Annotated in this window: 22 protein-coding genes; 17 read left to right on the forward strand and 5 right to left on the reverse strand. The window is 41.5% G+C overall.

Annotated elements, in window-relative coordinates; translation table 11 throughout:
- Positions 1–23: 23 nt before the first annotated feature.
- A complete protein-coding gene (locus KIV41_RS00865) occupies positions 24–1,337 on the reverse strand; it encodes an MBL fold metallo-hydrolase RNA specificity domain-containing protein (protein WP_285335528.1) in 1,314 nt (437 codons plus the stop codon).
- 314 nt (positions 1,338–1,651) lie between these two features.
- Here KIV41_RS00865 and cysD point away from each other — a divergent pair, with 314 nt between their 5' ends.
- From cysD to KIV41_RS00935, 14 genes are all read left to right on the forward strand, one after another.
- Positions 1,652–2,560 (forward strand): sulfate adenylyltransferase subunit CysD, encoded by a 909-nt coding sequence (gene cysD / locus KIV41_RS00870; protein WP_202796568.1) that lies wholly within the window; start codon positions 1,652–1,654, stop codon positions 2,558–2,560.
- A gap of 96 nt (positions 2,561–2,656) precedes the next feature.
- A complete protein-coding gene (locus KIV41_RS00875) occupies positions 2,657–4,303 on the forward strand; it encodes an SLC13 family permease (protein ID WP_285335529.1) in 1,647 nt (548 codons plus the stop codon).
- A gap of 18 nt (positions 4,304–4,321) precedes the next feature.
- Positions 4,322–4,945, forward strand: a complete 624-nt coding sequence (cysC, locus tag KIV41_RS00880; RefSeq protein ID WP_010445226.1) for an adenylyl-sulfate kinase — start codon at positions 4,322–4,324, stop codon at positions 4,943–4,945.
- An 11-nt stretch (positions 4,946–4,956) separates the two neighbouring features.
- A complete protein-coding gene (cysN, locus tag KIV41_RS00885) occupies positions 4,957–6,375 on the forward strand; it encodes a sulfate adenylyltransferase subunit CysN (RefSeq protein ID WP_285335530.1) in 1,419 nt (472 codons plus the stop codon).
- 15 nt (positions 6,376–6,390) lie between these two features.
- The gene (locus tag KIV41_RS00890; RefSeq protein WP_285335531.1) at positions 6,391–7,653 is read left to right on the forward strand and encodes an MATE family efflux transporter; all 1,263 of its coding nucleotides are present in this window, start codon (positions 6,391–6,393) and stop codon (positions 7,651–7,653) included.
- A 12-nt stretch (positions 7,654–7,665) separates the two neighbouring features.
- Entirely contained in the window at positions 7,666–8,430 is a 765-nt protein-coding gene (locus tag KIV41_RS00895; protein WP_010445234.1) for a sulfotransferase family 2 domain-containing protein, read from the forward strand.
- A 7-nt stretch (positions 8,431–8,437) separates the two neighbouring features.
- On the forward strand, positions 8,438–9,307 hold the full coding sequence (locus tag KIV41_RS00900) for a Gfo/Idh/MocA family oxidoreductase (RefSeq protein ID WP_010445236.1): 870 nt from the start codon (positions 8,438–8,440) through the stop codon (positions 9,305–9,307).
- On the forward strand, positions 9,304–10,260 hold the full coding sequence (locus KIV41_RS00905; protein ID WP_285335532.1) for a glycosyltransferase: 957 nt from the start codon (positions 9,304–9,306) through the stop codon (positions 10,258–10,260). The genes KIV41_RS00900 and KIV41_RS00905 overlap by 4 nt, the downstream gene beginning before the upstream one ends.
- Positions 10,261–10,268: 8 nt before the next feature.
- Positions 10,269–11,210: a glycosyltransferase gene (locus tag KIV41_RS00910; RefSeq protein ID WP_285335533.1), complete on the forward strand. Its 942-nt coding sequence runs from the start codon at positions 10,269–10,271 to the stop codon at positions 11,208–11,210.
- Positions 11,170–12,297 carry a glycosyltransferase family 4 protein gene (locus KIV41_RS00915; protein WP_285335534.1) on the forward strand — a complete coding sequence of 376 codons (1,128 nt, stop codon included), beginning with the start codon at positions 11,170–11,172 and terminating at the stop codon, positions 12,295–12,297. The genes KIV41_RS00910 and KIV41_RS00915 overlap by 41 nt, the downstream gene beginning before the upstream one ends.
- The gene (locus KIV41_RS00920; RefSeq protein ID WP_285335535.1) at positions 12,297–12,893 is read left to right on the forward strand and encodes a sugar transferase; all 597 of its coding nucleotides are present in this window, start codon (positions 12,297–12,299) and stop codon (positions 12,891–12,893) included. Before KIV41_RS00915 ends, KIV41_RS00920 begins: the two co-directional genes overlap by 1 nt.
- Entirely contained in the window at positions 12,886–13,506 is a 621-nt protein-coding gene (locus KIV41_RS00925) for an acetyltransferase (protein WP_010445246.1), read from the forward strand. The genes KIV41_RS00920 and KIV41_RS00925 overlap by 8 nt, the downstream gene beginning before the upstream one ends.
- A gap of 28 nt (positions 13,507–13,534) precedes the next feature.
- Entirely contained in the window at positions 13,535–14,710 is a 1,176-nt protein-coding gene (locus KIV41_RS00930) for a DegT/DnrJ/EryC1/StrS aminotransferase family protein (RefSeq protein ID WP_285335536.1), read from the forward strand.
- A 52-nt stretch (positions 14,711–14,762) separates the two neighbouring features.
- Positions 14,763–16,673: a nucleoside-diphosphate sugar epimerase/dehydratase gene (locus KIV41_RS00935; protein WP_285335537.1), complete on the forward strand. Its 1,911-nt coding sequence runs from the start codon at positions 14,763–14,765 to the stop codon at positions 16,671–16,673.
- A 117-nt stretch (positions 16,674–16,790) separates the two neighbouring features.
- Here KIV41_RS00935 and tpiA read toward each other — a convergent pair whose 3' ends face one another.
- Positions 16,791–17,561, reverse strand: a complete 771-nt coding sequence (tpiA, locus tag KIV41_RS00940) for a triose-phosphate isomerase (protein ID WP_010445251.1) — start codon at positions 17,559–17,561, stop codon at positions 16,791–16,793.
- A gap of 260 nt (positions 17,562–17,821) precedes the next feature.
- Between tpiA and KIV41_RS00945 the strand changes: the two genes are divergently transcribed.
- Both KIV41_RS00945 and KIV41_RS00950 read left to right on the forward strand, forming a co-directional pair.
- Entirely contained in the window at positions 17,822–18,169 is a 348-nt protein-coding gene (locus KIV41_RS00945; RefSeq protein ID WP_045386362.1) for a 5-carboxymethyl-2-hydroxymuconate Delta-isomerase, read from the forward strand.
- A 62-nt stretch (positions 18,170–18,231) separates the two neighbouring features.
- Entirely contained in the window at positions 18,232–18,654 is a 423-nt protein-coding gene (locus KIV41_RS00950) for a DUF805 domain-containing protein (RefSeq protein ID WP_010445255.1), read from the forward strand.
- A 32-nt stretch (positions 18,655–18,686) separates the two neighbouring features.
- Here the strand turns inward: KIV41_RS00950 and KIV41_RS00955 are convergent, their stop codons facing one another.
- From KIV41_RS00955 to glpX, 3 genes are all read right to left on the reverse strand, one after another.
- Positions 18,687–19,019, reverse strand: a complete 333-nt coding sequence (locus tag KIV41_RS00955; protein WP_010445257.1) for a DUF3135 domain-containing protein — start codon at positions 19,017–19,019, stop codon at positions 18,687–18,689.
- 137 nt (positions 19,020–19,156) lie between these two features.
- A complete protein-coding gene (locus KIV41_RS00960; RefSeq protein ID WP_285335538.1) occupies positions 19,157–19,771 on the reverse strand; it encodes a metalloregulator ArsR/SmtB family transcription factor in 615 nt (204 codons plus the stop codon).
- A 303-nt stretch (positions 19,772–20,074) separates the two neighbouring features.
- Positions 20,075–21,082: a class II fructose-bisphosphatase gene (gene glpX / locus KIV41_RS00965; protein WP_088881386.1), complete on the reverse strand. Its 1,008-nt coding sequence runs from the start codon at positions 21,080–21,082 to the stop codon at positions 20,075–20,077.
- Positions 21,083–21,416: 334 nt separating this feature from the next.
- Between glpX and zapB the strand changes: the two genes are divergently transcribed.
- Positions 21,417–21,659: a cell division protein ZapB gene (gene zapB / locus KIV41_RS00970; RefSeq protein ID WP_010445262.1), complete on the forward strand. Its 243-nt coding sequence runs from the start codon at positions 21,417–21,419 to the stop codon at positions 21,657–21,659.
- Positions 21,660–21,685 lie beyond the last annotated feature (26 nt).

Below are 21,685 nucleotides of genomic sequence, written 5' to 3' on the forward strand. Positions count from 1 at the left end.
CTACTGAAATGGATGTACAGCAGCTATTCTATAACCCGGTACTGTTGGGTCCTAAGCAGAGTGGCGAATGCATGTTTGGCGTCATCTTCACCATGGATTAGGTGGATTTCTTCAGGAGGGGGCTCAATACCTTTAATAAAGCGCATTAGGTCATCTTGTCCTGCATGAGCCGAGTATCCCGACATAGTGTGCACTTGTGCATTGATTTCAATTTTTTCGCCATCGATATCCACTTCGATTGCGCCTGATTGTATTTCCCGTCCCAAGGTGTTTTTTGCTTGATAGCCAGCAAAAATGACGTCGTTGCGCTCATCAGGAAGTAGGGCTTTCAGGTAGTTGACGATTCTGCCACCCTCACACATCCCTGAAGCGGCAACCACAATAGCAGGTTCTGCAGAGACTTTAAGCCGATTTACCAGTCGGGAGTGCTGTTTGTGATCAGAGACGGTAATGCACTGGTCAAAGGCAAGCGGGTGGCGGTGAGCATCTAGCCGAGTTTTGGCTTCTTTGCCCCATAGCTTTTTAAATTGGCGATACGTTTTGGTGACTTTTTCTGCCAGTGGCGAATCAAGAATGATAGGAATGTTGGCATCAATATTATGCTGATGGATAAGCAGTTCAATATCGAACAACAACTCTTGGGTTCTGCCGACGCTAAAAGCCGGAATGAGGATGGTTCCACCATCTGTCAGAGCATGGTTGATAATTCCAGCCAGTCGCATTGCACGTTGCTCTGCGGGATCGTGGTTCTTGTTACCATAAGTGGTTTCGATATATAGGTAGTCAGCTCTAGTTGGTGATATTGGGTCGGGTAATAGTGGTGTGTCATATTGGCCTAAGTCGCCAGAGAAAACCACAATCTTATTATTAGGAAGCTTCACTTCTAAATATGCAGAGCCAAGAATATGCCCTGCTGGTTGAAACCTTAAATAGGTTTTTGTCCCTAGACGATACCATTGCTTGAAAGGAATTGGACGAATGAGTCGCTTGATAAAACTCAGAACTTTATCTCGCTGCAACGCACTAAGGCCAAGCTGCAACTTTAAACCATCTTCAAGCATGAGAGGGATCAACTTGCTGGTCGCAGGAGTGCAATAGATAGGCTTGTTAAATCCAGACGCAATTAGCCAAGGTAATCGACCTATGTGATCGATATGGGCGTGAGTGATTGCAATGCCGATCAGGTGTTTAGACGGAAATCGAACCACTTGCTCTGATTGAGTTGCCTCCCCGCCTTGCAGTAAGCCGCAGTCAACGAGCAGGTGACCAATATCAAGGGGTATTTCGTGGCATGAGCCAGTCACGGTGTCTTTCCCGCCATGATGAATCACTTCCATTTTTATCTCCCTCGTCTTTTCAAATCTTCTAAGTCAATTTTGGACCTTGTCAGCTCTGAAGGAAATTCTATCAGTACCCCATAGGTAAATTGTTCAAATGCTCATATTGCGCGACTGATCTCAAACAAAGTCATACTTAACATGGTTTTTAATATCGATTTAAGCGCACTAACATTTCAGTTAAAATAGGAAAGATTTTTTAATTAGTCAGTTCGCCTTCCATCGTTCTGCCGCGATTTAGGAGCCAGACCTAAGGCGGTAGCGTATTTGAGAGAACATAACCATAACCTATAAAGTGGTGTGAATTAATAATGATTGATACAAAACAAATGACGCATTTAAAGCAGCTAGAAGCGGAATCGATTCACATCATGCGTGAGGTGGCTGCTGAGTTTGATAATCCCGTGATGCTTTATTCTGTCGGTAAAGACTCTTCGGTTATGCTGCATTTAGCCAAAAAAGCCTTCGCGCCTGGCATTCCACCCTTTCCGTTGATGCATGTAGATACTACGTGGAAGTTCAAAGAGATGATTGAATTTCGTGACTATATGGCGAACAAATTGGGCATGAAGTTGCTCGTTCATCAAAACCCTGAAGGTTTGAAAATGAACATCAACCCATTTGTGCATGGTAGCTCATTGCATACAGATATAATGAAAACCCAGGGGTTAAAACAGGCGCTGGATAAACATGGCTTTGATGCTGCTTTTGGTGGTGCACGCCGTGATGAAGAGAAATCTCGCGCTAAAGAGCGAGTCTATTCTTTCCGAGATGAAAACCATCGATGGGATCCGAAGAATCAGCGCCCAGAACTATGGAATATTTATAATGGTCGTATTCATCAAGGGGAGAGCATTCGAGTTTTCCCTTTATCTAACTGGACAGAGCTAGATATCTGGCAGTATATCTATCTAGAAAATATCGAAATTCCTAGCTTGTATTTGGCCAAACCACGCCCAGTTGTCGAGCGTGATGGTATGTTGATCATGGTGGATGATGATCGGATGGAGCTAAAAGAAGGTGAGAAGGTAGAGAAGAAGATGGTGCGCTTTCGAACCTTAGGTTGCTATCCATTAACTGGCGCTGTGGAATCTCAAGCCACGACACTGCCAGAAATCATCCAGGAAATGTTGCTTACGACGACTTCTGAGCGACAAGGGCGCGCTATTGATCATGACAGCTCCGGCTCGATGGAGAAGAAAAAGCGTGAAGGCTACTTTTAATCATCCACACATATAGCCGTTACCCAGATGCTTTTCACTGCGACCGTCATTCTCGTCTTGCTTATTTTTTTAGCAACGACAAAAATCAGACCAGCCATGCTATTTATGATAGCTGTGCTGTGCCTGTATACCTATGGAGAGCTTTCTCTAGAAGAAGTCACTTCGAACATCACTAACCATTCCGTCCTGACGCTTATCTGTTTGATGTTAGCATCTCTAGCCTTGGAGAAGAGTCAGCTTTTGCCGTGGGTTTCGACAAAGATTTTCCGCCCTAGCTATACTCAAACCATTTCTTTGCTTGGTATCAGTACTGCGCTAAGTTCTGCGTTGTTAAATAACACTGCCGTTGTCGCGACTTTGATGGGGGCGGTGAAACGCAATCAGGATCATCCCGCTCAGAAGTTGTTGTTGCCGCTTTCCTACTTTGCCATTTTGGGTGGTACGTTAACTTTGATCGGTACCTCGACAAACCTTGTGGTGAATGCGTTACTTATTGATGCAGAGCTACCAAGCCTACACTTTCTTTCATTCTTCCCTGTCGGGATTGCTCTGGTTCTTGTTGTTGGTAGCGTAGTGATATGGTCGACTAAGTCATTAACTGCAAAGGATAGAGCTCAACAAGATAAGCTGGATTACTTCATTGATGCAGAAGTCGTAGTCGGGAGTAAATTGATTGGTAAGTCAGTACAGCAAAACCGGCTACGCGCGCTCGATGGTTTATTCTTGGTTGAGGTTGTTCGACAAGGCCAACTTATCTCACCCGTTACGCCAGAAACGTTAATCCTTGCACAGGACAAGTTAATCTTTGCTGGTGATGTGAAGCAGATTAAACAGTTGCAGCTCTTTGATGGCTTAAGGCTATTTTCTGATGATATTCAGTTATTAGAATCCAACTTAACTGAAGCGATCGTTAGCCCAGAATCGGTGTTGGTGAGTAAGACACTAAAAGAAACAGAATTTCGTTCACGCTTTGATGCTGCTGTGGTGGCGATTTCCCGTGATGGTGAGCGATTGTCAGGTAAACTCGGTGAACAAGTGCTCCGTGCTGGGGATAAGCTGGTTCTGGCAGTGGGTACGGATTTCGATAAAAGGCAAAACTTGTCGCGTAACTTTTTCTTCTTATCAGGGAAGACGGTGGAGCAACCGTTAACGGGGTGGCAAAACGCGCTGGTGATTTTGGGCTTTCTAGCCGCGATTGTTGTTTCTGTTGTCTCTTCGATAACGTTACTTGAGGCTATGGTTGGGTATTTGATTGCACTGATTATCGGTAATGCATTAGATAGCTCCACTATCAGAAGGCGCTTCCCTTTTGAGTTGTGGTTAATCTTGGTTTCAGCGCTATGCCTAGCACAGGCATTTACTAATTCAGGCTTGGCTGAGTGGATATCAACGAATTTATTTCAGATGCTTAATGGGTATTCGGCCTATACCGCATTAATCGTTGTTTTTATTACGACTTTGTTGTTGACCGAGATCATCACTAACACAGCCGCCGCAGCGATCGTACTGCCTGTAGGAATCGCTTTAGCAAAAGCGTATGGGGTGGATTCTAGCCCTTTTATTATGGCAGTAGCATACGCCGCAAGCGCTTCGTTTTTAACGCCTTATGGATACCAAACTAATCTGATGGTAATGAATGCAGGGGGCTATCAGGTAAAAGACTTTATCCGAGTCGGTTGGAGGGTGTCATTGGCGTATACTTCGGTTGCGTTAATCACAATTCCCCTTGTTTTCCCGTTTTAACTGTTAAATTTAAGTGAAATGAAAACATACGAAAGAAAACAGAATGAATCCGTTAGTGATGACCTAGTTTGGCATCATACTAATGTCACTCATCAAGAGCGGGTGAAACAAAAAAAACAACGTCCCGTCGTACTGTGGTTTACTGGACTAAGTGGTTCCGGAAAGTCGACAATCGCCAATGCGCTAGAAAGAAGATTGCTAGAGCTGAATAAGCATAGCTATTTGCTCGATGGCGACAATGTTCGTCATGGACTCAATCAGGATTTAGGCTTCAGTGATGTTGATAGGGTAGAGAATATCCGCAGGGTTGCAGAGGTTGCTCACTTGTTTGTTGATGCTGGAATGATCGTACTTACAGCTTTTATCTCTCCATTTCGTAGCGATAGACAACTAGCAAGAGACAAAATTGGGTCAGAGGCATTTATAGAGGTGTTTTTAGATATCCCACTAGCAGTGTGCGAAGACCGTGATCCTAAGGGACTTTATAAAAAAGCGCGAGCTGGACAAATTAAGAGTTTCACTGGCATTGACTCTGATTATGAAGCGCCAATAGAACCAGAGATAACTTTAAACGCTAATATGTCCATTGAAGATGCTGTGGACACTATCATTGCTACCCTCACCGAAAAAGATTTTATTTAGGAATATTACTTATGTCCCACAGTTCTGACTTGATTGCAAAAGACATTGAAGCCTACTTAAAAGTGCATGAGAACAAAGATCTTCTCCGCTTTTTAACTTGTGGCAATGTTGATGACGGTAAATCAACGTTAATTGGGCGTCTGCTTTATGATTCAAAGTTGATCTATGAAGATCAAATGGCGGCAATTGAGAAAGATTCGCAAAAGTTTAATACCACAAATGAAGCGTTTGATTTAGCTCTACTTGTTGATGGGTTGCAGTCTGAACGTGAGCAAGGCATCACGATTGATGTAGCTTATCGATACTTTTCTACTGATAAGCGTAAATTCATCATCGCAGACACTCCAGGGCATGAACAATATACGCGAAACATGGTGACAGGGGCTTCAACCTGTGACCTTGCTATTGTGATGGTTGATGCGCGTCGTGGGATTCAAACGCAAACTCGTCGCCATAGTTATATTTGTTCTTTGCTGGGTATCAAGCACGTCATTGTCGCGATTAACAAAATGGATTTAGTGGACTATGACCAAGAGATTTATCAAAGCATTAAGCGCGACTATCGTAAGATGGCAGAAAACTTTGATATCGACGACATTCGTTTTGTGCCTATATCAGCCCTCAAAGGCGATAATGTAGTAACTCCAAGTGGGCACATGGATTGGTATCCGGGAGCGACACTGATGAAGTTGCTTGAGACGGTCAAGGTTGCTAAAGATAAAAATACATCGGCATTGCGTTTTCCAGTCCAATACGTGAATCGCCCTAGCTCTGACTTCAGAGGTTATTGTGGCACTATCGCTTCAGGTACTGTTCAGGTTGGTGATACAGTTACAGTTCTTCCTTCAGGGAAGTCTTCCTCCATTGCATCCATTTACACCTTTGATGGTGAGTTAAACCAAGCATTTCCTGGCCAAGCTGTCACATTGACGCTTGATGATGAAATCGATATATCTCGCGGTGATATGATCGTTCATCCAGAGCAACCCCCAATTGTGGCGGACAAAGCATCGGCTCATTTGGTGTGGATGGGCGAAGAGTCCATGAGAGTGCACAAAGAGTACGTTTTTAAGTTCTCAACCAAAACTTGTGTCGGTAAGGTAAGTCATATTCAACACAAAATCGACGTAAACACTCTAGAGCAGCACGCTGAAGATTCACATACATTGGATCTTAATGAGATTGCGCTAGCTTCTTTTGATTTAAATGATCAAGTGGCGATGGATTGTTACAAATCACTACCATCTACTGGTGCGTTTATTGTTATTGATCGCTTGTCAAATGTTACCGTAGGCGCAGGTATGATTACTTATGTTCACGACAATAAAAAAACAAAAGAGACTAAGCGAGAGTACACGCCAGCAGAAATTGCGCTTAATACATATATTCGAGAGCACTACCCTGAATGGGGATGTTTGGAAATAAATTAAGCAATTATTAGTTTTATGGTAAATAAATTTTACTCAAAAATATTCAGCAGTGGTGCGGTTAATATAGTCGGTATAATGTTAATAGCATTATCCGGAATTGTATTAGCAAGAATTCTTGGTGTTGAAAAATATGGGGAATATGCCACGTATATGTCTATTGTAGCGATGGCGATAATTCCTCTAGTTAATGGGATTCCTCAGATCGTTATAAGGGAGTTGGCCAGTAAAGAACCAAAAGAAAATCTAAGTAGTAGAAAGTACAATGTTATAGCTTGGTCTAGAAGTTTCTTGATGTTTCTTTGTGTTCCTTCAGCTCTATTTGTGTTAGTTAACTCTTGGTGGCAGGGTACTTCATATATTATGTCAGCTATATTATCTACAATAATAATAACAAAGGCTGAATTATTTAGAAGAGGGGCTATATTAACTGGAAATGGAAGAGTTATATATGCTCAAACATTAGTTAAAATTATACCTATGATACTATTTTTTTTAGGACTAGCTATAGCTGTACTGGCTTTTGACGCTAAACTAAATGAAAAAAGTACATTGATGATATTCCTGTCTGCATTAGTAGCTTCTTTGTTTTTCTTTCGAGTGAAAAATAAAGTATTTCTACTAAAAAATAAGAACAAATCACTCTATTCAATGTGGAGCAAAAGTGTTGCCCCGTTTGTTTTCGTTGCAGCATTTAGTTTGAGTGTTAATGAGATATCGATAATTTTACTAGGTAACTTATATAAATCAAGTCATGCAGCGATGTTATCGGTTTCTATCCAGTCAGTAAACTTAATAACGCTTGGTATGATCTCTATTAACTCGATTATATCACCGAAGATCGCAGAGCTATACAGTAGCGAGCAGGTGGATAAACTACAAGATCTAATTACTAAAATTACAAAGATCAGTTTCTTTATATCAATACCAATCATATATGTATTTTTCTTCCATGGAGAGATTTTCTTAAGTTATGTTTTTGGAGATGCGTATCGAAGCGCACAAGCAGTATTGGCTATTTTGACAGTTTCTCAAGTTATAAATCTAATTACAGGACCAGTAGGACTTGTGGCGAATATGTGTGGTTTAGAGCGTATGTCACTTAAAATATCTGGTATTTCCTTTGTTTTATTTATGATCTTTGGCTTTATTTTAGTCTATTTTTACGGGCCTTTAGGCTTCGCTATCTCTATTGCTATTAACGTTATTTTTTCTAACGTTGTTATGTCAAAAGTTATATACAGTAAAATTGGTGTGAAAACATGGTTGAGGTACAAGTAGTGGATAAATTGAATGTATAATGTTCTATACTGTAAGAGCCACGGTTTAGTTTATATATCTAACCCTAAGGTAGCATGCTCATCGATAAAAAACTCTCTTCTGTGTGGCTTTGATGGCGATGTCCATCTAGAAGCAAGGAAAAGATTAAGTCTCCCCAATAATAAAGATATACCAATTTTTATTTTAACAAGAAATCCTTATAGCCGAGCACTTTCTGTTTACAAGGATAGAATTGAAAATAAGCATGATGTTGTTGTACGAGATGGATTTTGTAAAAAATATGGTTTAGAAACAAAAGATGATATTAGTTTTTATCAGTTTTTAAGTGCTTTGAACAACGATAAAGATAAATCCATTATGGACATGCATTATCGACCTCAAGTGCTTAATTTATACACTGATGATGTTGAGCCATGCTTTATTGGTCGTATTGAAAGAATGAAAGAGGTTGAGATTTTTTTAAGTAGGTACAATGTCAATTTAGTAAATAAAATCCCTCATGCTAGAAATGCTTCTAACACTTATATAGATGAAATATCTCAAGATGAAGCAAAGTTGATAGAGAGTATATATTCACAGGACTTTGATTTGTTGGGTTACGACAGAAATATAAAAAACATTAATCCACCAGAATGTATCTATCAAGAGCAAGTAGTTCGAGGTGAGTATTTAAAACTAGTATCATCAAAATACACCAGATTATACTGGGAATTACGTTTCTTTTTCGTGCGCTGTAAATCTCTAATCAAGAAAATACAATTGTATTTAATAAAATAGGCAAAATATGAAAGCTATTATTTTGGGTGATGGCTGGGTTGCTAACGCTAGGCATAAACCCGCTTTAGATAAATTAAGTATCTCTTATGATACTTATGACATAAGAACTGATGATGATTTTTGCAACAGTGGATATGATTTTGCTGTTGTCTCCGTTCCTCCAATGTCAAGATTGCACGCAGTCAAAAAGTGCCTAGAAAAAGGGATAGTTAGATTATACCTAGAAAAACCCTTAGCACACACAATAGAAGATGCAGAAGAAATTATCAAACTAATAGGTGATTACAATGCAGAAGCATACTGTTTGCACAACTTTGCATTTTCTGAAGTCGGTAAATACCTTCTGAGTCTTGATAGAAAAGATATCAAATTTTCGATCTTTACTCAGGTGAATAGAGAAGATAGAAAATTACCAAAATGGATAGATGAGTTACCTTTCGGTATAGGATTAGATGAGTTTCCTCACTTTGGTTATTTATCTAGAACCTTATATGTAGACAAAGGATTAAACTCTGATGATGTGATATTTATTGAGGATGACAAAACATTTAATAATAAGTGGGAAATTACTATATCCCACCAGCAAGGTTGGACAGTGTGCAACTTATGGACTGATTCATATTATACAGATGAAGCGCTTGGCCAAACACCATATTGGCAGTATAAGGAAGTGCTTAAAAGATGTTTGTATGAACTTAGATCGTTAGTCAAAGTATCAATAAATAGAGTGATTCTAAAGAAAAGCAATGACTTTGGCACTAATACTATGTGGGAGAAGTTGCTTAGTAATACCCTCTCTCAGAAAGAAAAAGAAGTTGTAAGCTTAGATATGGGGCTCAAAATACTACAAGATTATTACAAGGTAAGAGCAAAGTGAAGGTCGTAATTTGTCACACGAATAAAGGTGGAGCATATCGTGTTGCTAAATTCTATGCTGAATGTTTAGAATCAGAGTTGTTGATAAATCCAAGCCCAATTCAAATATTTAAGTTGTGTTTTAACAAAAAAATAGACACAGTATTTTTTCATAATATTGCATTGGCTTTTAAGTATTGCCTTATTTTTAGATTGTTTAATCATAATGTTAAAGTTTTTAATGTCGAGCATTTCGTCATGTCGCAAATGCTAAAACATGAAGTTAAAACTAAGCTTAGAAGATTCTACTTTTTTTTAAGGTTATATATAACAAAGGTATTTAATGTAAAAACGATATGTTTGGATGATTATAGCAAAAAAAATAGAAAGAAATTTATTAAAGGTGATTCAATTGTAATATATAACCCATTACTCAACGGTGTTTCGCAGTGTGAAGAAATGGCCAAGGGTAGTAACCACAATTATGACTTAGTGTGGTCTGGCGGGTTGAGCTATCAAAAGAAATGGCCTGAAGTACTTGATGTTCTTGCTAAACTAGCTAAAAGTGGCAAGAAAGTTGCCATCGCTTCTTATGACCAACCTAATGAGAGAGATAGGTTAGCGATAGAAACTGCAAATATTGATTTCTTTTATTCACATTCTGATTGGACATCTCTATCTGAGAACTATCTGTTTTCTAGTAATTATGAAGGTTATCCGCTCGTGTTGATTGAAGCCATGCAAGCTAATATGAATATTATTGCTTGGTGTAATAAGGCTTGTAGCTATCAAATATTAAAATATTATAGAAACTTCAAATATTATCCAGGCAAGTTAAGTCTTGAGAACCTCGATCTTTCTTCACTTAATTTTTCTACAACGAGTGGAAAAACGTTTCCTAATGTCGACATATTAAAGCGGCATAATTTAGAAGAGGTAGCTAGTAGAATCAACGAAGTTGTTGATAAGAGCTAAGTAATACAATGATAGATGTGTGTTTTGTTAAAACAGGCCGAGCATTTTTGCCTGAAATTTATGCGTATAGAGCGTACCTTCATAAAAAAGGTATCACTACCTGTATCGCAGATGATTTGAAACAGGCAAAACAAATACACTGTAAAGTTTACTATCGCTTCGGAGGTTTCCTTACACAAAGAGTTGCAAACGACTCTCTTGAAGTTCATGAGTATCATACGATAAGCACCGGGCGATTTGTTTCTTTAAAAAATATCGTGAAATCGTTTTTTAGCGCAAAACCTGACTACCTTTCGTTTCTCAATTCTTATGTGGAAAGTACTTACTTCTTCTCTTCTGGGATCCCTACTTTTTATAGAGATATGGGAGCGGAGTCCTCTCTTTTAGATATTAGAAAGTTATCAGATAAAAAAGATTATGATATTTGCTACTTTGGTTCGATAAGTAACCGAGAAGGGGTTTCGGACGCGATACTTCATCTAGCAAGTAAAGGATACCAACTTGTTGTTGGTGGTAACGCCAGTGAAAAGGATCAAGAGCTATTTGCTAAGCATGATGTGCACTATTTAGGGGTTTGTAGTCGAGAGGTGGTTTATGATTGCTTGTCTAGGTCCCGTTTTGGTTTGAACATCGTTCCTGATGAATATCCATTAAATAGGCAAACCGCGACAAAAGTTATCGAGTATTTGGTCGCTGGGATTCCAGTTATATCGAACAACTATCAGTGGATTCGCGAGCATTCAATGTCAACCGGATACGATTTTCTCGATCTTGATTCTGCTATTGAATTAAATAACGTTGAACTTGGTAGATTTATTTTGAATGAGGCTCAAGCTAAGCGATTCACGTGGGACTCTATTCTTGATGAATGCGGTTTCTACAAAATCATTAAGGAACTTATCGAACGTTATGAAAGTACTTCAAGTTGCCACCGTAGCAACCACGATTAACGCATTTTTATTGCCCTTCGCGAGAGAATTTCGCGATCTTGGTTGGCAAGTCGATGCGGCTGCAGAGGGAATCGAGCAGTTTCCTGATGTACAAAATGCTCATGACAAATACTATGAAATTGGTTTTTGCAGAAACCCTTTCAAAGTTCGCGCGTTAATTCAGTCATTGATTGAGATTCGGAATCTTTTAAAGCGAGAGCGCTATGACGTTGTGCATGTCCATACACCAATAGCATCATTCTTAACGCGCATTGCATCGATAGGGGTCGGTAACACGAAGCTTTTCTACACGGCTCATGGCTTTCACTATGTGAAAGGAAATCCTTTTTGGAAGAATGCAATTTATTATTTGGCAGAAAAATGTGCTGGTTTACTAACCGATCATTTATTTGTGATTAATGAGGAAGACTACCGTTTCGCCACCGAAAAGCACATCGCGTCCAAAGTCAGTAAAATTGATGGCATCGGCGTTGACATGGGATACTTTACTTTCTCTGTTGAAGACCGAAAGATTTTACGAGATGAACTTGGTATTCAGGATGGAGAAGTAATGCTGCTTCATGTTGCTGAGTTGATACCAAGAAAACACCATAGTGTCATGTTTGAAGCATTGGCTAAGATGAAAAAGACTGAGGCGCTCGGCAATGTAAAGTATGTGGTCGTCGGAAGTGGTCCTTTGTTGACCGAGCTGGAGCAACTCAGTCGTCAATTGAAGCTGAATGGGCATATTTTGTTCTTGGGATATAGAACGGATGTAAAACGTCTTTTATCGGCTTCTGATGTATTGGTGCTAAGTTCAAAACAAGAAGGTCTACCTCGATGTGTTATGGAGGCGATGAGCGTTGGAAAGCCTGTAATTGCATCGAATATAAGAGGAAACAGTGACTTACTACAGAGTGGGGCAGGCATTCTTGTTGAGCTTAATGATGTTGAGGGGTGGCAAGTCGCTATCCAAGAGCTTGTGAATAGTGAGTCTCTCAGAGAGACTATGGGCAAAGTCGGACAAGATCTGATTTGCACCCGCTTCGAAGAATCTAAGGTTATTGATCAAGTGAAAGGTGTTTACATGAATGAGGCGATAAGGTGATGAAAAGGTTATTCGATCTAATTGCATCGTCAGCGGCTTTAATTTTACTCTCACCAATCATCATTTTGCTCTTTATAAAGGTGCGCAAGAACCTAGGCACCCCGGCTATTTTTTCCCAGACTCGGCCTGGTCTGAATGGGAAGCCATTTCGAATGTTCAAGTTTCGGAGCATGCGAGATGCTTTTGATGAAGAAGGTAATCCACTACCAGACGCTGAGCGAATAACAGACTTTGGGCTTAAGTTAAGAAATTCGAGCTTGGATGAACTGCCAGAGTTGTGGAATGTGTTAAAAGGGGATATGAGCTTAGTTGGTCCGAGGCCACTGCTGATGGATTATTTGCCCTTGTATAATGCTGAACAAGCTCGCCGGCATGAGGTTCGTCCTGGTATTACTGGGTGGGCTCAAATCAACGGAAGAAATGCGATCAGCTGGAGTGAGAAGTTCAAACTTGATGTTTGGTATGTGGATAACAAATCTCTGTGGCTTGATTTGAAAGTACTTTTCCTAACAGTGAAGAAAGTGCTGGTTAAGGATGGAATTTCCGCTGAAGGACATGTCACTGTCGAGCCATTCAGAGGAAACCATGATGACTAAGATTGCGATTCTCGGTGCAAGTGGGCATGGCAAAGTTGTTGCGGAAGTTGCTGAGTTAAATGGTTATGAGAACATCGTTTTTTTCGATGATCGTTTTCCCGTGTTGAATCAACTAGAACATTGGAACGTTGTTGGTACTACTGAAGATTTATTGAAGGATGTATCAAAATTTGATGCGGTTGTTGTGGCTATCGGAAATAACGAAGTGAGATTGATTAAACAGAATCATTTGGTGGCGATGGGTGCGACACTTGTTACCTTAATACACCCTTCTGCTGTGATTAGTCGTTATGCAAAAATAGGTATTGGTACGGTGGTAATGGCGAATAGTGTTGTGAATGCTTTCTCTTATATTGGAGATGCGAACATCATTAACACAGGAGCAACCGTGGATCATGACTGTATTCTTGCTAACGGTGTTCATGTTTCACCTGGCGTGAACCTTGCTGGTGGGGTTCAAGTCGGCGAGGGCTCATGGTTAGGCATTGGATGCAAGGTCAAACAACTTATTGCTGTTGGGCGAGGTGTTGTTGTCGGCGCCGGATCGGTGGTTGTTTCAGATATCACTGACTTCGAAACGGTCGTAGGAAATCCAGCTAAACCACTCCTTTAATATCATTACATAAAATCTAGGTGTTTCAGTGTTAAATACGTCTTTTTCTCCATGGCCTTCATTCTCACAAGAAGAAGCCGATGCTGTCAGTTCAACCTTGCTCTCCAACAAAGTCAATTACTGGACGGGTGATGAATGCCGTCAATTCGAAAAGGAGTTTGCTCTATGGGCAGACTGCCAATATGCAGTTGCATTGGCAAATGGCACTCTTGCTCTCGATTTAGCATTAAAGGCGTTAGATATTGGTGTCGGAGATGAGGTCATTACAACTCCGCGTACTTTTTTAGCGACAGCGTCATCGATTGTTACGAGCGGCGCGTCTCCTGTTTTTGCTGATGTTGACGTCAATAGCCAAGCAATAACTGCAGAGTCGATTAGTGCAGTTTTAACCGACAAAACGAAAGCTGTAATTGTAGTCCACTTGGCGGGAATGCCAGCTGAGATGGATGCGATTATGGCACTGTCAGAGCAACATGGTTTCTATGTCATTGAAGACTGTGCCCAAGCACACGGTGCAAAGTATAAAGGTCGAAGTGTCGGTTCAATTGGCCATGTCGGTGCATGGTCTTTTTGTCAGGATAAGATCATGACGACTGGCGGTGAAGGTGGCATGGTGACGACGAATGATAAGAGCCTGTGGTCCAAAATGTGGGCGTATAAAGATCACGGCAAAAGTTACGATGCCGTTTATAATCGAGAGCACTCCGCAGGCTTTCGTTGGCTGCACGAGAGCTTCGGCACGAACTGGAGAATGACTGAGATTCAAGCCGTGATTGGGCGTATTCAGCTGACGAGGATGCCAGACTGGAGCGAGCGACGACAGAGTAACGCCAAACGAATTGATGATGTAGCAAGTTTATTTAACGTTGTTCGTGTCGTGAATGTGCCTAGCTACATGATTCATGCGGAATACAAACATTACCTTTTTGTTCAACCTCAAAACTTGGCCAAAGGTTGGAGCCGAGACCGTATAGTTAACGAAATGAATAGTAAAGGAGTGCCAGTATATCAAGGGAGTTGTTCGGAAGTTTATTTAGAGAAAGCGTTTGACGGAACCTCTTGGCGACCTAATAAGCGCTTGGAAAATGCAAAAGAGCTTGGCGAGACCAGCTTGATGTTTTTAGTTCATCCTACTTTAAATGAAGCAGAGTTAGATACAACGGTTGCAGTGTTAAAAGAAGTACTTATGAAAGCACAAAAATAAGCGACTTATAACGCATATATTCTATTGATTTTGCTTTGAAAATAACTAACTCATGATAAATCGACTATTAAATTTTTCTCGCCCGACGAAAAGGCTGATCAGTGTTGCTGCTGACAGTACTTTTATATTCGTTGCTTATTGGGCGGCTTTTTATACACGAATGAGTGAGGTGAGAGATTTCTCGCCAACAAAAGAGCATTGGTACGTTTTAGCTGGCTTAATTTTATTTACTGTAGTTGTATTTATTCGCAGTGGACTATATCGAGCCATTCTTCGCTATATGAGCGCGAATGCGGTTATAGTTGTCAGTGTTTCCTCAACCATTTCAGCCCTTACTTTGGTTTTACTCGCTTATTATTTTCAAGCGTTTTTGCCTCGATCCGTTCCGATTATCTACTTAACTTACCTGATAGCGCTTTCTGGTGGATCTCGAATGGTAATGCGCAGCTATATTGGGCGAACAAATGTGAGTGGCCGAGAAAAGGTTATTGTTTATGGGGCTGGTGCAGCTGGAAGGCAGTTAGTTAATTTAATTAAACAAGGTAGTGAATACAAAGCTGTGGCTTTGATGGATGATAATCGCACTCTGCATAAAAGCATTGTACAAGGGCTGACTGTTTATCCACGTAACCAACTCTCGTGTCTACAAGGTAAGTACGGAGTTCGAAAGGTTCTTTTAGCAATACCATCTGCAACACGCTCAGAAAGAAGAGAGATAATTGAGTATTTAGCTGAGCAGCAATGTGAAGTTCTTACTATTCCTAACTTAGATGATCTGTTAAATGGCTCTTTTGCCATCGATCAGTTAAAAGAGGTCTCTGTTGATGATCTACTAGGGCGTGACCCAGTGGTTCCCAATCAAGAGCTTTTACGTGCGAATATTGCAGGGCTAACGGTTTTGGTAACTGGGGCGGGAGGATCTATCGGTTCTGAGTTGTGTCGTCAAATCGTCCAACAATCTCCGAGTCGGTTAGTTTTATTCGAACGTTCTGAGTTTGCCCTATATAACATAGAACAGGAACTCCGCCCGGAAGCCATAAAACATGGTATTGAATTGGTACCAATCCTCGGAAATGTTCAAACATATAGTCGATTGGTGGAGGTGTTCAAATCATTTAATGTTAATACGGTTTACCATGCTGCAGCGTACAAACATGTCCCTTTAGTTGAGTACAATGTAGCTGAAGGGATTCTGAATAACGTTCACGGAACCTATCAAACAGCATTGGCAGCGATACAGTGCGGTGTAGACTCGTTTGTTTTGATTTCTACGGATAAAGCTGTTCGTCCCACTAATGTAATGGGGACAACAAAACGGCTTGCAGAGCTGGGTCTACAAGCTTTATCTCAACAAGCAGCATCAAAAGCGGAACAATGTACTCGATTTTGTATGGTTCGATTTGGCAATGTTCTTGGTTCATCTGGGTCAGTCATCCCACTATTTAAAAAGCAGATAGAAAATGGAGGGCCTGTTACGGTAACTCACCCGGATATTACCCGCTATTTTATGACAATTCCCGAAGCTGCTCAGTTAGTTATACAAGCTGGAGCCATGGGAGAGGGGGGAGATGTTTTCGTTCTTGATATGGGGCATCCCGTAAAAATCAGCCAGCTTGCGGAAAATTTGATTCACTTGAGTGGTAGAGATGTTCGAAGTCAAGATAATCCAGAAGGTGATATTGAAATTTTATATACTGGCGTGAGGCCTGGTGAAAAGCTCTATGAGGAACTGCTGATAGGGGACAATGTGAAACCTACAGCACACTCAAGAATTATGTCCGCTAGTGAGATGTCGATAACGGTCAATGAATTTGACGAGATATTAGAGAAGCTTGTTCTCTCCTGTGAGCGTGGGGATTTAAAAGAGGTTTGGGATACCCTGTTGATGGCCCCGACAGGTTTTGCTCCCTCTGATAGTTTGTCTGATGTTGCATGGATAGCAAGAACTCGCCTAGTTAGCTAGTATCAAGATCACAAGACTATAGCTCCAACTCAATTTTACATATGAATTACATTGTAATTTGAACATAAAAAAAAACCGACGCAGATGGCGTCGGTTTTTTATATCTTATCGGAACAATTAAGCTTTAGCTGCTGCCGCTGCTTTAGCGATTGCTGCGAAGCTCTTAGCGTCTAGAGAAGCACCACCAACTAGAGCACCGTCGATGTCTGGTTGTGAGAAGTAAGCTTCTGCGTTTTCTGGCTTAACAGAACCGCCGTATTGGATGATAACTTGTGCTGCAACTGCTTCGTCTTTCGCTGCGATTAGTGCGCGGATAGAAGCGTGGATGCGTTGTGCATCTTCAGCTGTTGCTGCTTTACCTGTACCGATAGCCCAGATTGGTTCGTAAGCGATGATTGCGCCGTTTAGAGCTTCAACACCGTAAGTGTCGATAACTGCGTTGATTTGACGTGCACAAACAGCTTCAGTTTCGCCAGCTTCGTTTTGAGCTTCAGATTCACCGATACAGAAAACAGGAGTTAGACCGTTTTCTTTTAGGAAGTTGAATTTCTTCGCGATGAACTCATCAGATTCGTTGTGGTATTCACGACGCTCAGAGTGACCGATGATGATGTGAGATGCACCAAAGTCTTTCAGCATTTCTGGAGACATATCGCCAGTGAATGCACCGCTGTTGTTTAGGTCAGTGTTTTGTGCACCAAGGATGATCTTGTTACCGCCTTCTGCGATTACACGCTCAGCTAGATCGATGTAAAGTGCTGGTGGAGCTACTGCTACGTCAACACCTTCAACGCCTTCAAGCTCAGCATTAAGACCAGTTAGCAGCTCAGTTACCATTGCTTTGCTACCGTTTAGTTTCCAGTTACCCATCACTACAGGACGACGCATAGGAATATCTCCATATTTATTTCAATTAATGTAAAAAATCTACGTAGGAATATAACAGAATAATGTGAACAGATCATGATTGGCGTCATGTCTTATTCGGCTTTCTTCATCTGGTCGGTGCTGCATTAGTTCTGTTATTTTTGTCAAAAGCAATCGATTGGTGATCGCGTAGACAGAATGATAGTTCATTCCTCGGAAAATGCTGCCTAGATTGGTATTACTGTGGGCTAAAAGTTAGCCGTAACAAGAAAGGAATCAAAATGCCAAACTTAGTTTTAGAATATTCCAACTCGGTGGATGAGCGAGTGAATGTTCAGGGGTTATTGGAAGATCTACATAAAGTCACGCTTGATAGCGGATTATTTGAGTTAGCATCTGTGAAGTCTCGAGCTTTACGTTGCCACAACTGGCTCGTAGGAGAAGAGGGCGATAGTGTCGATTTCATTCATATCAACTTTGATTTGCTGGCTGGCAGAAGTGCCGAGCAAAAACGTGAGCTCTCAAGAGCGTTGATGGTCGTTTTACAAGAGCAAGCGAGTCATGTGCGCAGTTTGACGGTGAATGTTCGAGATATGGATACTGATTGCTTCCAGAAGGTGGTAAATTAACCTCACTAGCTTTATTTGATGCGGCTAAATCTGGTCGCGTTTTCAATATGTTGAGTGTGTCGATGTCGATTAAAGAGTTATTGTTTTCTTTCCAAGGGCGTATAGGTCGTAAAACGTATTGGGTGTGGAATATTATTTATTACATCCTGATTCTGGGGTTTGGCGCTGGCATCAGTAAGCTATTCCCGGCGTTTTCTTACATCTTATTGCCAGTGTTTTTAATGATTCTGCTGATCCCTGATTTGGCGATTACAACGAAACGTTGGCATGATCGCGATAAATCTATCTATTGGTTGGCGTTAAACATTCCTTTGATTATTGGACGAGTCGCAACGCCAATGACCAACCCTGCAGCGCAAGAAGCTTCAACACCACAAATGCTAATTGCTTCGGTATCATTGATCTGTGGTTTGTGGATTCTTGTCGAGTGTGGTTTCTTGAAAGGTACCGCTGGCCAGAACAAATACGGACCTGAGCCATTATAGGCCATGAAAAAGGAGCGTTGATGCGCTCCTTTTTAATAAAAATCACCGCGATGGAAGGGAACCACATCCGCCTTTTGCGATGGCTCACCATCTCCCTCTAGTGCCTCTCTAAACTTCACCATTTGCTTCTGGAGCTCGTTCATCAGAACGACGTTGGTATGATTGGGATTCTTACAATTATCAATCACACGATCAATATGGCTTTGCTGAGCCCATAGTCGGTCTTGCATCTGATTCGACGCAGAGTCGATCATTTCTTTTGCCATATCATGACGAAATTGTTCAAACGCTTCTGGATCTTTCTCCGCCATTCTCACCATTTCGTCGAAGGGCGGTAAGTGCTGAGTCTTAACTGTATTTGGCATAACTTTACTTCCAATTCCATCTGGAACATTTTTAATGATAGTAAAGTAAGCGTAATTCAGTTCTGGCTATTGTTAGTGGGAACGTTTAGATGGTCTCAGTTTTAAGACAGATTGTAGTTGAGGTGAATTGAGTTCATTTACTGATAGATGCGATATACACAACGTCGTTGACCACTGATGATGTGTTCGGTTCGTTCTATGGTGGTATTGTCACCCAGTAGAGATTGAAAGACATTGAGTTCAGATGAGCACAAACTCGGGCAACGAGTGGCTGCTTTGCAGATAGGGCAATGGTTTTCAATAAGAATAAAGCCGTGTTCATCTTGTTCAAGTTCTGCCATATACCCTTCTTGTTCACGAAGAGACACTAGCGTTCTAAGCTTGCTTTCTAGTGAGTCACACTGTTCGATGTGCTGTTGATAGTTCTGCTGGGTAAGCTTTTCTCGCTCTGAGGTCACTTTGTCGAGGCCGGCTTTGCCAAAAATGTGTTCAACCGCTTCGATAAACTGAATGGTGAGCTCGCCATGTCGGTCAGCAAATTGCTCGTGACCTTTTTGTGTCAAAGACCAATGGCGAGTTGGGCGACCAACTTTCACTTTCATATCATACGTGGACAGGATCCCGTCATCTTCCAAGCCTTGCAGATGCTGACGCGCACCCATGGTCGTCATGCCAAGCTCAGAAGAGAGTTGTTTTGCTGTGACAGATCCGTCACGCTTAACGATTTGCAAAATCCTATCTACGGTCTTCATATACCCACCTTTATACATCCGTACATATTATGCGCGATAGGGTTAGTAAAGAAAAGTGTTGACTTAATTTGAGTAGGGATTTGTCGGGTCCATGTTCATGCGAACAAATATATATCGTCATTCTGAACAACGAGGAACGAACGTGATTCAGAATCTATTATCCGTTGATTCTGGGGTTTTGGATGAGGAATAAAGGTTAAGAGCTTGCTGGAGCTAGATTCTTAGTCTCGTTGAGGCTCGCTAGAATGACTTACAAGGAAAGAAAGGCTCCAACTCAGAGTGAGTGGGAGCCTCGAACAATGCTTAAAGAATAATATCTCGCACTTCAGGATCTTTACGCTCTAGGTAGTGCGTAGATTTGATACGGCGGATAGTGCGACAGCGGCCGCGGATCAATAGAGTTTCTGTCGTTGCGATGTTGCCTTGGCGAGAGATGCCTTCTAGTAGGTCACCCTTAGTGATGCCTGTTGCTGAGAACACAACGTTGTCGCTGCGCGCCATGTCTTCCATTTTTAGAATGACATTGGCTTTAACACCCATTTCTTCACAGCGCTGAAGCTCTGCTGCGCCGTAGATGCGGTTTTCTTCCGTATCACCTTTGACTTCGTGGCGAGGAAGAAGGCGACCGTGCATATCACCGTCTAGCGCGCGGATAACTGCTGCTGATACGACGCCTTCTGGCGCACCACCGATGCAGTACATTACGTCTACTTCGCTGTCTGGCATACACGTTAAGATAGAAGCGGCTACATCACCATCTGGCACTGCGAATACGCGAACACCCATTGCTTGCATCTCTGCGATCACGTCATCGTGACGAGGTTTAGCAAGAGTAATGACAACAAGTGTATCAAGAGACTTGTTCAGTGCTTTAGCGACGTTTTCTAGGTTTTCTTTGAGTGGTTTGCCAAGGTCGATAACGCCTTTTGCGCCAGGGCCTACAACTAATTTCTCCATGTACATGTCAGGCGCTTTCAAGAAGCTGCCTTTCTCGCCCGCAGCTAATACAGCAAGTGCGTTCGATTGGCCCATCGCTGTCATGCGGGTGCCTTCGATTGGGTCTACTGCGATATCCACTTCATCGCCCCCACAACCAACTTGTTCGCCGATGTAGAGCATTGGTGCATCATCGATCTCACCTTCACCAATAACGATTTCACCGCTGATGTCTGTTTTATTCAGTAGGGTGCGCATTACCTCAACAGCCGCACCGTCGGCTGCATTTTTGTCGCCACGGCCTAGCCATTTGTAACCAGCTAGTGCTGCACCTTCAGTAACACGGGAAAATGCCATTGCTAAATCGCGTTTCATGATGTCTCCAAGTAACAGGGGAAGAAGAATTTGCGCGGCGATTCTATCACACCACAAAGTAAACGTTTGCCTTTTTGCTGAGCTTTAACTCTATCTAAGTTGAATTTGATCAATGTAGAGTGACTTTTAGCGCTCATCACGGGCAATAAAGAGGAGCAAAAATGCTTCGTAGATAAGAAAAGTCAAGGTTTAGTGAGATTGCGTTGATTTTTTAACCGAATGATGCGAAAGATCGAATATAGTAAGTGTTTCTGAACGCTACGCTGAGTAGAATGAAGCTATATTAGATGAACGATGACGATTCATCCCAACCGAATAATCAAGGTAGGCCCAGATGTCTTTTGAAGTACTAGAAAAACTAGAAGCGAAAATTCAAACTGCAGTTGACACAATCACTCTTCTTCAAATGGAAGTTGAAGAGCTGAAAGAAGACAAAGCAAAGCTTGAAACTGAAGCGACTGAGCTTCGTTCACAACGTGAAGAACTTGAGCAAAAATCTCAGCAGGCTCAACAAGAGCACGCACAATGGCAAGAGCGCATTCGTGCACTACTTGGCAAGATGGACGAAGTGGAATAATCCACTCTTGTATCCAGATTCAAAAA

The organism is Vibrio sp. D401a (assembly GCF_030248515.1).
GTDB lineage: Bacteria > Pseudomonadota > Gammaproteobacteria > Enterobacterales > Vibrionaceae > Vibrio > Vibrio rotiferianus.

Coding starts and splice junctions, on each gene's coding strand:
- KIV41_RS00865 (WP_285335528.1), bottom strand. CDS start 1,337: ATGGAAGTGATTCATCATGGCGGGAAAGACACCGTGACTGGCTCATGC.
- KIV41_RS00875 (WP_285335529.1), top strand. CDS start 2,657: ATGCTATTTATGATAGCTGTGCTGTGCCTGTATACCTATGGAGAGCTT.
- cysC (WP_010445226.1), top strand. CDS start 4,322: ATGAAAACATACGAAAGAAAACAGAATGAATCCGTTAGTGATGACCTA.
- cysN (WP_285335530.1), top strand. CDS start 4,957: ATGTCCCACAGTTCTGACTTGATTGCAAAAGACATTGAAGCCTACTTA.
- KIV41_RS00890 (WP_285335531.1), top strand. CDS start 6,391: ATGGTAAATAAATTTTACTCAAAAATATTCAGCAGTGGTGCGGTTAAT.
- KIV41_RS00895 (WP_010445234.1), top strand. CDS start 7,666: ATGTATAATGTTCTATACTGTAAGAGCCACGGTTTAGTTTATATATCT.
- KIV41_RS00900 (WP_010445236.1), top strand. CDS start 8,438: ATGAAAGCTATTATTTTGGGTGATGGCTGGGTTGCTAACGCTAGGCAT.
- KIV41_RS00910 (WP_285335533.1), top strand. CDS start 10,269: ATGATAGATGTGTGTTTTGTTAAAACAGGCCGAGCATTTTTGCCTGAA.
- KIV41_RS00915 (WP_285335534.1), top strand. CDS start 11,170: ATGAAAGTACTTCAAGTTGCCACCGTAGCAACCACGATTAACGCATTT.
- KIV41_RS00920 (WP_285335535.1), top strand. CDS start 12,297: ATGAAAAGGTTATTCGATCTAATTGCATCGTCAGCGGCTTTAATTTTA.
- KIV41_RS00925 (WP_010445246.1), top strand. CDS start 12,886: ATGACTAAGATTGCGATTCTCGGTGCAAGTGGGCATGGCAAAGTTGTT.
- KIV41_RS00935 (WP_285335537.1), top strand. CDS start 14,763: ATGATAAATCGACTATTAAATTTTTCTCGCCCGACGAAAAGGCTGATC.
- tpiA (WP_010445251.1), bottom strand. CDS start 17,561: ATGCGTCGTCCTGTAGTGATGGGTAACTGGAAACTAAACGGTAGCAAA.
- KIV41_RS00945 (WP_045386362.1), top strand. CDS start 17,822: ATGCCAAACTTAGTTTTAGAATATTCCAACTCGGTGGATGAGCGAGTG.
- KIV41_RS00950 (WP_010445255.1), top strand. CDS start 18,232: ATGTCGATTAAAGAGTTATTGTTTTCTTTCCAAGGGCGTATAGGTCGT.
- KIV41_RS00955 (WP_010445257.1), bottom strand. CDS start 19,019: ATGCCAAATACAGTTAAGACTCAGCACTTACCGCCCTTCGACGAAATG.
- KIV41_RS00960 (WP_285335538.1), bottom strand. CDS start 19,771: ATGAAGACCGTAGATAGGATTTTGCAAATCGTTAAGCGTGACGGATCT.
- glpX (WP_088881386.1), bottom strand. CDS start 21,082: ATGAAACGCGATTTAGCAATGGCATTTTCCCGTGTTACTGAAGGTGCA.
- zapB (WP_010445262.1), top strand. CDS start 21,417: ATGTCTTTTGAAGTACTAGAAAAACTAGAAGCGAAAATTCAAACTGCA.